7 protein-coding genes are annotated in these 12,520 nt (G+C 68.1%); 5 read left to right on the top strand and 2 right to left on the bottom strand.

Annotated features, from left to right (window positions below):
• Nucleotides 1-17: 17 nt before the first annotated feature.
• Nucleotides 18-884, bottom strand: coding sequence for a transcriptional regulator HexR (gene hexR / locus PSm6_RS09715; protein WP_021220975.1), 867 nt, complete (start codon nucleotides 882-884; stop codon nucleotides 18-20).
• 173 nt (nucleotides 885-1,057) lie between these two features.
• Here hexR and zwf point away from each other — a divergent pair, with 173 nt between their 5' ends.
• Entirely contained in the window at nucleotides 1,058-2,479 is a 1,422-nt protein-coding gene (gene zwf, locus PSm6_RS09720) for a glucose-6-phosphate dehydrogenase (RefSeq protein ID WP_021220976.1), read from the top strand.
• Between the two features lie 309 nt (nucleotides 2,480-2,788).
• Nucleotides 2,789-4,147, top strand: coding sequence for a prephenate-dependent tRNA uridine(34) hydroxylase TrhP (gene trhP, locus PSm6_RS09725; protein WP_265170128.1), 1,359 nt, complete (start codon nucleotides 2,789-2,791; stop codon nucleotides 4,145-4,147).
• Here trhP and PSm6_RS09730 read toward each other — a convergent pair.
• Complete coding sequence (locus tag PSm6_RS09730; protein WP_265170130.1) at nucleotides 4,116-7,001, bottom strand: putative bifunctional diguanylate cyclase/phosphodiesterase; 2,886 nt, start codon at nucleotides 6,999-7,001, stop codon at nucleotides 4,116-4,118. The two genes, trhP and PSm6_RS09730, sit on opposite strands and share 32 nt — an antisense overlap.
• 199 nt (nucleotides 7,002-7,200) lie before the next feature.
• On the opposite strand from PSm6_RS09730, the gene uvrD reads away from it, so the two are divergent.
• The 3 genes from uvrD to PSm6_RS09745 all read left to right on the top strand — a co-directional run bounded on the left by uvrD (nucleotide 7,201) and on the right by PSm6_RS09745 (nucleotide 12,368).
• On the top strand, nucleotides 7,201-9,384 hold the full coding sequence (uvrD, locus tag PSm6_RS09735; protein ID WP_021220979.1) for a DNA helicase II: 2,184 nt from the start codon (nucleotides 7,201-7,203) through the stop codon (nucleotides 9,382-9,384).
• 109 nt (nucleotides 9,385-9,493) lie between these two features.
• Nucleotides 9,494-11,281: a hypothetical protein gene (locus PSm6_RS09740; protein WP_021220980.1), complete on the top strand. Its 1,788-nt coding sequence runs from the start codon at nucleotides 9,494-9,496 to the stop codon at nucleotides 11,279-11,281.
• Between the two features lie 238 nt (nucleotides 11,282-11,519).
• The gene (locus PSm6_RS09745) at nucleotides 11,520-12,368 is read left to right on the top strand and encodes a Tim44 domain-containing protein (RefSeq protein WP_021220981.1); all 849 of its coding nucleotides are present in this window, start codon (nucleotides 11,520-11,522) and stop codon (nucleotides 12,366-12,368) included.
• The last annotated feature ends 152 nt before the right edge of the window (nucleotides 12,369-12,520 follow it).

Raw genomic sequence — 12,520 nt, forward strand, 5'->3', positions numbered from 1 at the left:
GGGGCGGGGGAGGTCGATCAGTCTTCCATCACCTTGATCGACTTGGGCGACAGACGCAGGCTGCGCAAGCTGCGCTTCACGCTCTTGAGGTGGTTGACCAGGGTCGGGCCACGGGCCATGGCCACGCCCATCGCCAACACGTCGATCACCACCAGGTGGGCGATGCGCGAGGTCAGCGGGGTGTAGATCTCGGTGTCTTCCTGCACGTCGATGGCCAGGTTCACCGTGGCCAGGTCCGCCAGCGGCGTCTGGCTCGGGCACAGGGTGATCAGCGTGGCACCGGCCTCGCGCACCAGGTTGGCGGTGATCAGCAGGTCCTTGGAGCGGCCGGACTGGGAAATGCAGATGGCCACGTCCGACGGCTTCAGCGTCACCGCCGACATCGCCTGCATGTGCGGGTCGGAATAGGCGGCGGCGGTGAGCAGCAGGCGGAAGAACTTGTGCTGGGCATCGGCGGCCACCGCGCCGGAGGCACCGAAGCCGTAGAACTCCACGCGCTGGGCCTGGGCGCAGGCGGCGATGGCGCGCTGCAGGGCCTGGGGGTCGAGCTTCTCGCGCACGTCCATCAGGGTGTGCAGCGTGGTGTCGAAGATCTTCAGGCTGAAGTCGGCGACCGAATCATCCTCGTGGATCGCGAACTGGCCGAAGCTGGCACCGGCGGCCAGGCTCTGCGCCAGCTTGAGCTTGAGATCCTGGAAGCCGCCGCAACCGATGGCGCGACAGAAGCGCACGATGGTGGGCTCGCTGACCCCGACGCTCTGCGCCAGGTCGGCCATGGAGCTGTGCATGACTGCGGCGGGATCGAGCAGGACGTGGTCGGCGACTTTCAGTTCCGACTTGCGCAGCAGGTGGCGCGACTGGGCGATGTGTTGCAGCAGATTCACTGGGCAGGCTCTTCGAAGTGGGGGATACGCCCAAAGGCTCGATCAACTCGGGGTGGCAACTCGGTTATGATCGACGGCCGTCGGGCTGTAGTGACCTTGTAGTTATACTACATGACCCGCTTTTCCGCTCAGCTAAACCACGCAGGAGTGCGCCCTTGACCCAGCCTTGTGACATGTTGGTCTTCGGCGGCACCGGCGACCTCGCCCTGCACAAATTGCTTCCGGCGCTCTACCACCTGCATCGCGACGGGCGCCTGCATCCGCAGTTGCGCATCCTCGCCATCGCCCGCAATCCGCTGGACGCACAGCAGTACCGCGCCCTCGCCGAACGCCATTGCCGCGCCCAGGTGGCCCGCGCCGATTTCACCAACGAGGCCTGGACGGGGTTCGCCGCACGCCTCGACTACTTCGTCATGGACGTTTCCCAGAGCGCCGACTTCGGCCGCCTGGCCCGCCACCTGGGCCCGGCCGATGACCGTGGCCGGGTCTACTACCTGGCCATCGCCCCGCGCCTGTTCGAGGACATCGCCCGCCACCTGCAGATCGCCGGCCTCGCCGGGCCCCAGGCGCGCATCGTGCTGGAGAAGCCCATCGGCCATTCGCTGGAATCGGCCCTGGCGATCAACGCCGCCATCGGCGCGGTGTTCGACGAGCGCCAGGTGTTCCGCATCGACCACTACCTGGGCAAGGAGACGGTGCAGAACCTCATGGCCCTGCGCTTCGCCAACGCCCTGTTCGAACCGGTGTGGCGCGCCGGGCACATCGACCACGTGCAGATCAGCGTCTGCGAGACCCTGGGCGTGGAGAACCGCGGCAGCTACTACGACCACGCCGGGGCCATGCGCGACATGGTGCAGAACCACCTGCTGCAGCTGCTCTGCCTGGTGGCCATGGAAGCGCCGGTGCGCTTCGACGCGGACGCGGTGCGTAACGAAAAGGTGAAGATCCTCGAAGCCCTCAAGCCCATCTCCGGGCTCGACGTGCAGGACAAGACCGTGCGCGGCCAATACGGCGCCGGCAAGATCGGCGGCCAGGAAGTGCCCGCCTACTACTTCGAGAAGAACGTCGACAACGACAGCGACACCGAAACCTTCGTCGCCGTGCAGGCCGAGATCGACAACTGGCGCTGGGCCGGCGTGCCCTTCTACCTGCGCACCGGCAAGCGCCTGGCGCGCAAGTACTCGGAAATCGTCATCCAGTTCAAGCCGGTGCCGCACCGCCTGTTCAACGGCGGCGAGGCCAACCGCCTGCTGATCCGCCTGCAGCCGGAAGAGCGCATCAGCCTGCAATTGATGGCCAAGAACCCCGGCAAGGGCATGCGCCTGGAACCGGTGGAGCTGGACCTCAACCTCGCCCAGGCCTTCACCCAGCGCCGCTGGGATGCCTACGAGCGCCTGCTGCTGGACGTGATCGAAGGCGACTCGACCCTGTTCATGCGCCGCGACGAAGTGGAAGCCGCCTGGCGCTGGGTCGACCCCATCCTCGAAGGCTGGCACGAGTACTACCAGAGCCCGCGCAACTACCCCGCCGGCTCCACCGGCCCCGAGCAGGCCCACAGCCTGCTGGAGCTGCAGGGGCGGGAGTGGAATGACTGAAGCGCCCTGCCCCGCCGATCGCGAATGAATTCCACAAAAAAGCCGAACCGCTGCGTGGATGGACGTCGCTCTTTACGTCCACCGGCGGTGTCGCCTGGTACTCCGCAACGGTGGACCGGTGAAGCGGGGTCCACCCTACACATCCGCATCAACTAAGCCCCGTAGGTTGGCGCCGAGCGCAGCGAGGCCCAACGCAGCGACGCCCGTCCCTTGGCGAATGAATTCCCCGCGCCGTCATTGCTCCAGCGCAATACCCGTTCCGCGCGGCTTGCCTAGAATCCGCGGCTTTTCGCGCAACGAGCCCCGCCCATGTCCAGCCGCCAAGCCCCCGAACTGCTCTGCCCCGCCGGCACCCTCAAGGCCATGCGCCATGCCTTCGCCTACGGTGCCGATGCGGTGTACGCCGGCCAGCCGCGCTACAGCCTGCGGGTGCGCAACAACGAGTTCGACCACGCCACCCTGGCCGAAGGCATCGCCGAGGCCCACGCCCAGGGCAAGCGCTTCTACGTGGTGGTCAACATCGCCCCGCACAATGCCAAGCTGAAGACCTTCCTCAAGGACCTGGCGCCGGTGGTGGCGATGGCGCCGGACGCGCTGATCATGTCCGACCCGGGGCTGATCATGCTGGTGCGCGAGCACTTCCCGCAGATGGCGGTGCACCTCTCGGTGCAGGCCAACGCGGTGAACTGGGCCAGCGTGAAGTTCTGGCAGGCCCAGGGGCTGACCCGGGCGATCCTCTCCCGCGAGCTGTCGCTGGAGGAGATCGGCGAGATCCGCCGCGAAGTGCCGGAGATGGAGCTGGAGGTGTTCGTCCACGGCGCCCTGTGCATGGCCTACTCCGGCCGCTGCCTGCTCTCCGGCTACATCAACCACCGCGACCCCAACCAGGGCACCTGCACCAACGCCTGCCGCTGGCAGTACAAGGCCGGAGAAGCCCGCGAGGACGCGCTGGGCGATGTGGTGCACGCCTGCACGCCGCAGCCGACCCTGGGCGAAGGCGCGCCCAGCGAGCGCCTGTTCCTGCTGGAGGACGGCAGCCGCCCGGGCGAGTACATGCCCGCCTTCGAGGACGAGCACGGCACCTACATCATGAATTCCAAGGACCTGCGCGCCGTGCAGCACGTGGGGCGCCTGCTGGAGATGGGCGTGCACTCGCTGAAGATCGAGGGCCGCACCAAGTCGCACTTCTACGTCGCGCGCACCACCCAGGCCTACCGCCAGGCCATCGACGACGCCCTCGCCGGCCGGCCCTTCGAGCCGCGCCTGCTGGAGCGCCTGGATTCACTGGCCAACCGTGGCTACACCGAAGGCTTCCTGCGCCGCCACACCCACGACCACTATCAGAACTACGCGCACGGCAGCTCGCGGCCCTCGCGCCAGCAGTTCGTCGGCGAGCTGACCGGCGTGCGCCGGGGCGAGATGGCGGAAGTACGGGTGAAGAACCGCTTCGAGGTGGGCGACCGCCTGGAGCTGATGACCCCGACGGGCAACCTGGGCTTCATCCTCCACGCCCTGGAAGGCGCCAACGGCGAGAGCCGCCAGGTGGCACCCGGCGACGGCCACCTGCTCTATATCCCGCTGCCGGCGGACCTCGATCTGGAATACGCCCTGCTGCTGCGCGACCTGCCCGAGGCGGTCAGCGCCACAGCGCCGTCGCCTGCTCCTTGAGCAGCGCGGCGAACACCGGCGCCTCCACCGGCGGGCTGATCAGGTAGCCCTGGATCTCGTCGCAGCCCTGGCTCTTGAGGAAGTCCATCTGCCCCTGGGTTTCCACGCCCTCGGCCACCACCTTGAGCTCCAGGCCGTGGGCCATGGCGATGATCGCGCGGGTGATGGCGGCGTCCTCGCCCCCGGAGGAGAGGTCGCGGATGAAGGTCTGGTCGATCTTCACGTAGTCCACCGGGAAGCGCTTGAGGTAGCTCAGGGACGAGTAGCCGGTGCCGAAATCGTCGATGGCCAGCTTCACCCCCAGGTCGCGCAGCTGGCGGAAGGTGGCGATGACGTGCTCGACGTTCTCCAGCAGGTGGCTCTCGGTCAGCTCCAGCTCCAGCAGGCGCGGTGACAGGCCGGTCTCGTCCAGCACCTGGCGCACCAGGCTGGTGAGGTTGCCCTGGCGCAGCTGGTGGCCGGAGAGGTTCACCGAGACGCGGATGTCCGCCAGCCCCTGGCGCTGCCACTCGCGGGCCTGCAGGCAGGCCTGGCGCAGCACGAACTCGCCCAGGGGGGCGATGAGCCCGGTCTCTTCGGCCAGGCCGATGAAGTCCCCCGGCGGCACCAGCCCCAGTTGCGGATGGCGCCAGCGAACCAGCGCCTCGGCGGCGTTGAGGCTGTCGTCGGCCAGGCACAGCTTGGGTTGGTAGAAGACCTCCAGCTGGCCTTCCTCGATGGCCTTGCGCAGCTGGGTTTCCATCTGCAGGCGCTCCAGGGTGCAGGCCTGGAGGTTGTCGGTGAAGAACTGGAAGGTGTTGCCGCCCAGGTGCTTGGCATGCTGCATGGCCATGTTGGCCTGGCTGATCAGCGTGGAGATCTCGCGGGCGTTGTCCGGCAGCAGGCTGATGCCCAGGGAGGCGCTGACCACCAGTTCCTCGCCGCCCACGGTCATCGGCGTGCGCAGCTTGGCCAGCAGGCGACTGGCGGTGCGTGCCAGGCTGGAGAGGCTGCCGTAGGCGTCGAGGATCACCGCGAATTCGTCGCCGGACAGCCGGGCGATGGTGTCCGCCTCGGGCGCGGCCTGGGCCAGGCGCCGGCTCATCTGCCGCAACAGCTGGTCGGCCACTTCATGGCCGAGGCTGTCGTTGAGCACCTTGAAGCGGTCCAGGTCGATGTGCAGCAGGGCCAGGCTGCGGCCGCTCTGGCGCGCGCGCTGGCTGGCCTCGTGCAGGCGGTCCTTGAACAGGGTGCGGTTGGCCAGGCCGGTGAGCTCGTCGTAGTGCGAGAGGTAGCGCAGGCGCTCCTCGGCATCGCGGCGTGCGGAGAGGTCGGCGAAAAAGCCGACGATGTGGCTGGCGTTGCCCCGGGCATCACGCACCACGTTGAGCTGCAGCCACTGCGGGTAGAGCTCGCCGTTCTTGCGGGTGTCCACCAGTTCGCCCTGCCAGCTGCCGCTCTGCTCCAGCTCCTGGCGGATCAGGTGGTACTGGCGGCGGCTCTCGCGGGTGCTGTTGATCTCCACCACCGTGTGGCCAAGCACCTCGTCGCGGCGGTAGCCGGTAACGTCGCTGAAGGCCTGGTTGACCGCCAGCAGGCGGTATTGCGGGTCGAGGATGACGATGCCCTCGCTGGCCGCCTCGAAGACCATGGCCGAGAGGCGCTGCTGCTCCTCGGCCTGCTTGCGCTCGGTGACGTCGCGGCGGGTGCCGAGCATGCGCAGCACCTTGCCCTGCTCGTTGCGCTCCACCACCCGGCCACGGTCCTCGACCCAGAGCCAGCGGCCGTCGCTGTGGCGCACCCGGTAGTCGATGGCATAGCCGTCGCTGCGGCCCTTGAGGTGCTCCACCAGGGCACGGCGCAGCAGCGGCAGGTCGTCGGGGTGCAGGCGCGGCTTGAGGTCGCTGAGCACGCGGGTGACGTCGTCCATCTCGATGCCGAAGATTTCCTTGAGGTGCGAGTGATGGACTTCGTCGGTCTCCAGGTTCCAGTCCCACATCCCCAGCTCGCTGGCCTCCAGGGCCATGGCCAGGCGCGCCTCGCTCTTGACCAGGGCGTGGCTGGCGTCGGCCAGCTCCAGGGTGCGCTGGGCAACGCGGATTTCCAGGTCGTTATGGGCCGCGCGCAGCTCGCGCTCGGCGCGCCGGCGCTGCTCCACTTCCCGCGCCAGCTCGCTGTTGAGCCCTTCGGCGCGGACCTTGGCGTGTTCCAGGTTGTCGATCAGCGCCTGGTTGTGGAAGCGCTGCAGCAGGCTGCGCTGCACCAGGCGGTTGACCTGCCAGGCCACCACCATCAGCGCCGCCAGGAGGATCAGGCTGAGCAGCCCCCAGCCCCGCTGCAGCGGCTCGCCGCTGGCCAGCAGCCAGGACACGGTGGGCACCAGGCACGGCAAGGCGAAGGTGAGGAAGGCCTGCAGGCTGACGGCATAGGCGACGCTCGCGGAGAGGATCGCAGCGGCGATCAGGCCATAGACCAGCGCCTGCTGCAGAAAGGCGTCGCCCGGCACCAGGAAGATCACCGGCAGGGCCAGGGTCAGGCCGGAGGCGGCGGCGCCGAGGAGGAAGGTGCGGCGCCACTGGGGCTGGGCCTGGCGCGAGGGCAGCGCGGCCTTGAAGGCGGCCACCTGGGTCAGGCGCAGCACCGCCAGCAGCACCAGCCAGACCAGCCAGCCACCCAGCAGCAAGCCGTTGGCGGGCTCCCACAGCAGGTAGGCGCAGACCAGGCCGTTGAGCAGCATGAAGAGCGTGGGGGTTTGCGAGCCCTGATAGAGCAGACGCGTGCGCTCCACGGCCAGATCCGTCGCGAAATGCTGGCTGATGGCGCGGCTGTCGTCGCCGTGCAGGTCGATTGGGGCTTCGTTGGGTGTCGCGGTCATAGGCGATTTTCTTGTAATGGTTGCCTAGGCGTCGGCGGAGCTTACCCGAGCAGAACGAGCTGCCAAAGCTTTATGTGCCCGGTTTTGACAGCGCGCCGCCTAACTTTCGGCGGGCCTTCGGGATGCAGCGCCCGCACCGTCTGGCTGACCATCCGGTCATCGGTTTGCCCTCGTCTGGGCCGGTCAATAGAATGCCGCGATGCATGACGATCTCTCTCTACTCCTGAACTCCCTGAACGACGCTCAACGCCAGGCCGTAGCGGCCTCGCTGGGGCGTCAATTGGTCCTCGCCGGCGCCGGCTCGGGCAAGACCCGCGTGCTCGTGCACCGCATCGCCTGGCTGATCCAGGTGGAGCACGCCTCGCCCCACTCGATCCTCTCGGTGACCTTCACCAACAAGGCCGCCGCCGAGATGCGCCACCGCATCGAGCAGCTGCTGGGCATCAACCCGGCGGGCATGTGGGTCGGCACCTTCCACGGCCTCGCCCATCGCCTGCTGCGCGCCCACTGGCAGGAAGCCGGCCTGGCCGAGAACTTCCAGATCCTCGACAGCGATGACCAGCAGCGCCTGGTCAAGCGGGTGATCCGCGAGCTGGGCCTGGACGAGCAGCGCTGGCCGGCACGACAGGCGCAATGGTTCATCAACGGGCAGAAGGACGAGGGCCTGCGCCCGCAGCACATCCAGGCCGGCGGCGACCTGTTCCTCGGCACCATGCTGAAGATCTACGAAGCCTACGAAGCCGCCTGCGCCCGCGCCGGGGTCATCGACTTCTCCGAGCTGCTGCTGCGCGCCCTGGACCTGTGGCGCGACAAGCCGGGCCTGCTGGCCCACTACCAGCGCCGCTTCCGCCACATCCTGGTGGACGAGTTCCAGGACACCAACGCCGTGCAGTACGCCTGGCTGCGCCTGCTCGCCCAGGGTGGCGACAGCCTCATGGTGGTGGGCGACGACGACCAGTCCATCTACGGCTGGCGCGGCGCCCGCATCGAGAACATCCAGCAATTCTCCAGCGACTTCGCCGACGCCGAAACCATCCGCCTGGAGCAGAACTACCGCTCCACCGCCGGCATCCTCAAGGCCGCCAACGCCCTGATCGCCAACAACCAGGGGCGCCTGGGCAAGGAGCTGTGGACCGACGGCGAGGACGGCGAGCCCCTGGGCCTGTACGCCGCCTTCAACGAGCACGACGAAGCCCGCTACGTGGTGGAAAGCATCGAAAGCGCGCTGAAGGACGGCATGGCGCGCAGCGAGATCGCCATCCTCTACCGCTCCAACGCCCAGTCGCGGGTGCTGGAAGAGGCCCTGCTGCGGGAGAAGATCCCCTACCGCATCTACGGCGGCCAGCGCTTCTTCGAACGCGCCGAGATCAAGAACGCCATGGCCTACCTGCGCCTGCTCGACGGCCGTGGCAACGACGCCGCCCTGGAGCGGGTGATCAACGTCCCCGCCCGCGGCATCGGCGAGAAGACCGTGGAAAGCATCCGCGAATTCGCCCGCGGCCAGGACGTCTCCATGTGGGAGGCGATCCGCCTGCTGGTGGCCAACAAGGGCCTGCCGGGCCGCGCATCCGGCGCCCTGGCGGTGTTCATCGAGCTGATCGAGAACCTCGCCGCCAAGGTCCTGGAGATGCCCCTGCACCTGATGACCCAGACAGTCATCGAGCAGACCGGGCTGATCACCTACCACAAGGAAGAGAAAGGCGAGAAAGGCCAGGCCCGGGTGGAAAACCTGGAGGAACTGGTCAGCGCCGCCCGCGCCTTCGAGAACAACGAAGACGACGAGGAACTCACCCCGCTGCAGGCCTTCCTCAGCCACGCGTCGCTGGAGGCCGGTGATACCCAGGCCGACGCCTTCGAAGACAGCGTGCAACTGATGACCCTGCACAGCGCCAAGGGCCTGGAATTCCCGCTGGTGTTCCTGGTGGGCATGGAAGAAGGCCTGTTCCCCCACAAGATGAGCCTGGAGGAATCCGGCCGCCTGGAAGAGGAGCGCCGCCTGGCCTATGTCGGCGTCACCCGCGCCATGCAGCGCCTGGTGCTGACCTACGCGGAAACCCGCCGCCTGTACGGCAGCGAGACCTACAACAAGGTCTCGCGCTTCGTCCGCGAAATCCCCCCGCAGCTGATCCGCGAAGTGCGCCTGAGCAACAGCGTCAGCCGTCCGGTGGCAGGCAGCAACCGCAGCAGCGGCTCGATGTTCGCCGGCGCGGAAGTGCCGCAGACCGGCTTCAACCTCGGCCAGCGCGTGCAACATTCGCTGTTCGGCGAGGGCACCATCCTCAACTTCGAAGGCTCCGGCGCCCAGGCCCGGGTCCAGGTGGTGTTCGAGAGCGAAGGCAGCAAATGGCTGATGCTCGCCTACGCCAAGCTCGAACCCCTCTGATGCCTTCCCGGGCCCCGTCGTCATGGTGGGGCCCGGCGTAGCGCCCCTTGGCAGTTATCCACAGGCACGGCAGGATGGCCGCTCCCATCCTCCTTGCGGAAACACGGACGTGCGCCTTCCCCTGCTGCTGCTCAGCCTGATCATCGCCACCAGCATCGAGGCCGCCCCCGGCTTCGAGGTGAAGCGCGACACCGACAGCTACCGCGACTGGAACACCGGGCAGCGCCGCGAGCGCACCGAAACCTCCCTGCGCCTGGACGGCGGCACCCTGTCGATGAAGGCGCTCGCACAGCTGCTGGCGACCGACGGCAAGCCCATCTACCCGACCCTCTGGGACGCCCGCGTGAGCGGCCCCGACCAGGCGCTGATCCTCTTCAACCGTGGCAGCGGCCAGGACTTCGAGCTGGCCCGCCTGTACCGCAAGAACGGCGGCAAGCCGCAGGCCGAGGTGTTGCTGCGCGACCTGCCCTACAACTGGTTCAACGACGCCCGCCGCAAAGGCTGGGTGAGCGTGGGCGGCGCGGACCGCCTGTACCTGGTGCAACTGCAACCGCTGCGCATCGTCGATGCAGGCCCCGGCGCGCTGCTGGATGTGCGCGGCGACCTGGCCGTGCTCGCCGACCCGGGCTGGAACAAGCGCCCGCCGGCCTTCCGCGCGGTGGACATGCAGCGTGGCCGCGAGGTCGCCCGCCTGGAGCTGGACCCCGCCTGCTTCGTGCTGCCCGACTTCGAGTTCAGCCACCCGCTGATCTATTCCGGGCTGGGCTCCTCCACCCCCGAGCGCCTGCGCTTCCAGGACGGCCCCGCCTGGCTCGAGCACAACCTGGAACTGCTCACCGCCCCCAAGCCGGCCTTGCGCCTGCGCCCGACCCAGCAGCTGCCACAACCCGACCCGGTGCGCTGGGGCGTGACCCTGCGCGAGGTGGACGCCGGCCCGCAGCCGCGTACCCCGGAGTCCCTGGGCGACGCCTCCAGCCCGGAAATCGAAGAATTCGCCGACACCCTCGACCTGGTCCCCGAGCAATGCCAGGCCAGCAACCCCAACCCGCCGCTGCGCGCCGGCCAGGAGCCCTACCCCAGCACCAGCGTGGCGGCCGATGACCTGTGCCTGGGCGAGCCGCTGAAGGGCGTGCCCGCCACCCTGCGCGAGCAACGCTGCGTGCTGCCGGCACGCACCCGCACCCTGGCCGGCAACACGCAGTGGGCGCTGGAAGAGGTGCGCTACGGCTATCGCCCGGGCGGCAAGGGTACGGCCATCGAGCAGACGGTCTACCAACTGCGCCAGGGCACGACGGTGAACCGCTACATCGCCGGCAGCCGGGGCTTTGACGAGGCCCTGGCGATCCGCGAAGTACTGCCCACTGGCAAGGGCGAGGCCCTGCTGAAGACCCGTGGCGACGGCGCCTATGAATTGCTGCGGGCCTCGACCGACGCCGGCGGCAAGCTGCGCCTGGAGTACCTGGACACCCTGCCCTACCCCGCCAGCCCCTTCGACGCCAGCCGCGCGGGCTGGGTCTACCTGCGCAAGCCAGGGCTGCTGGTGCGCCTCGCTCCCTTCGCCTATGAGCAGGCCGGCGAGAGCCTGCTGGATATCCGCGGCGAAACCCTGCTGTACGCCTATGGCGACAGCGAGACAGACCGCCTCACCCTTGGCCAGCGAACCTTCGGCAGCGACCACGCCGACGACTCGCCCCTGCCGGGCCTGGTACTGAACGCCAAATGCCGCCGGGAGGACGACCCCTACTGGGAGTTCACCCTGCCACCGGTCAACGCGACGCTGGAGCAATCCGCCGCCTGGTTCGCCCGCCACTTCGACTATCAGCCCGGCGCCCAGGGCGCCATCCGTCTGCGCGCCGACCACCAACTGCGCGCCCGTCCGGGCTGTGCTGCACGGTAAGTTGTTGGCCGGGGTTCACCGTGGGAGCGGCTTCAGCCGCGAAGCGCTCGCCGAATAGCCTTCAGGGGGGCCGGTAGCACCATCGCGAATGAATTCGCTCCCACGGGAAGGACGCCGGCCCCGGCGGCATACGCCCGCAGCGCAGCCGTAAAAAATCCCGATACATTCTGCCGCTAGCCATCACGAACGCGACTGTGCAGCATGGCGCGCGTGGACCCTTAACCAAGAGATGCCTGTGATGCGCCGATTTCTCAGTATTGCCCTGGCCCTATGCGTCGGCCTGACGCTCAGCCTGGATGCCAACGCCAAGCGAATGGGCGGCGGCAAGACCTTCGGCTCCGCGCCGACCCACCAGACCCGCCAGGCGCAGCCCAACACCCCTGCCGCCACCCCGACCGCCCCCGGCCGTCAGCCCGCTGCCGCCAGTGGTGCTTCGCGCTGGCTCGGCCCGCTGGCCGGCCTCGCCGCCGGTGGCCTGCTCGCCTCCATGTTCATGGGTGACGGCTTCCAGGGCATGCAGATCTTCGACTTCCTGATCATCGCCCTGATCGCCTTCGTCATCTTCCGCTTCATCGCCGCCCGCAAGCGCCAGCAGCAGGGCCATCAGCCCGCCATGGCCGGCGGCCCGTTCCAGCGCGAAATGCCGCAGCAGCAGCCGTCGCCGATCTTCGGTGGCAGCGCCGCGCCGGCAGCGGTGGCCCAGCGTGCGTTCAACGCCCCGAGCTGGTTCAACGAAGAGCGCTTCATCGAAGCCGGCCGTGAGCACTTCCTGTCCCTGCAGCAGCATTGGGACGCGGCCGAGATGGACAAGATCGCCGAGTTCGTCACCCCGCAGATGCTCAGCTTCCTCAAGGAAGAGCGCGCCAGCCTGGGCGATGGCTTCCAGTCCACCTACATCGACAACCTACAGGTGCAGCTGGACGGCATCGACGAACTGGCCGACAAGACCGTCGCCACCCTGACCTTCAACGGCGTGTCGAAGACCTCGCGCTTCGACCAGGGCGAAGTGTTCAGCGAAAGCTGGCGCATGGAGCGTGCCAACGGCGACGACCAGCCCTGGCTGGTGGCGGGCATCCGCCAGAACTGATCAGCGTTCGCGCAATGAAGAAACCCCGGGCATGCCCGGGGTTTTCTTTTGTGTGTTCGACCAGCCGCTGGGCTGATCGACATGTAGGGTGGATGACGCTCTTCTCATCCACCAGGCGATGCCACAGGAAACACCCTGAATGGGCCACAGCA

It is taken from the genome of Pseudomonas solani (assembly GCF_026072635.1).
Classification (GTDB): Bacteria; Pseudomonadota; Gammaproteobacteria; order Pseudomonadales; family Pseudomonadaceae; genus Metapseudomonas; species Metapseudomonas solani.

Coding starts and splice junctions, on each gene's coding strand:
- zwf (WP_021220976.1), top strand. CDS start 1,058: ATGTTGGTCTTCGGCGGCACCGGCGACCTCGCCCTGCACAAATTGCTT.
- trhP (WP_265170128.1), top strand. CDS start 2,789: ATGTCCAGCCGCCAAGCCCCCGAACTGCTCTGCCCCGCCGGCACCCTC.
- PSm6_RS09730 (WP_265170130.1), bottom strand. CDS start 7,001: ATGACCGCGACACCCAACGAAGCCCCAATCGACCTGCACGGCGACGAC.
- uvrD (WP_021220979.1), top strand. CDS start 7,201: ATGCATGACGATCTCTCTCTACTCCTGAACTCCCTGAACGACGCTCAA.
- PSm6_RS09745 (WP_021220981.1), top strand. CDS start 11,520: ATGCGCCGATTTCTCAGTATTGCCCTGGCCCTATGCGTCGGCCTGACG.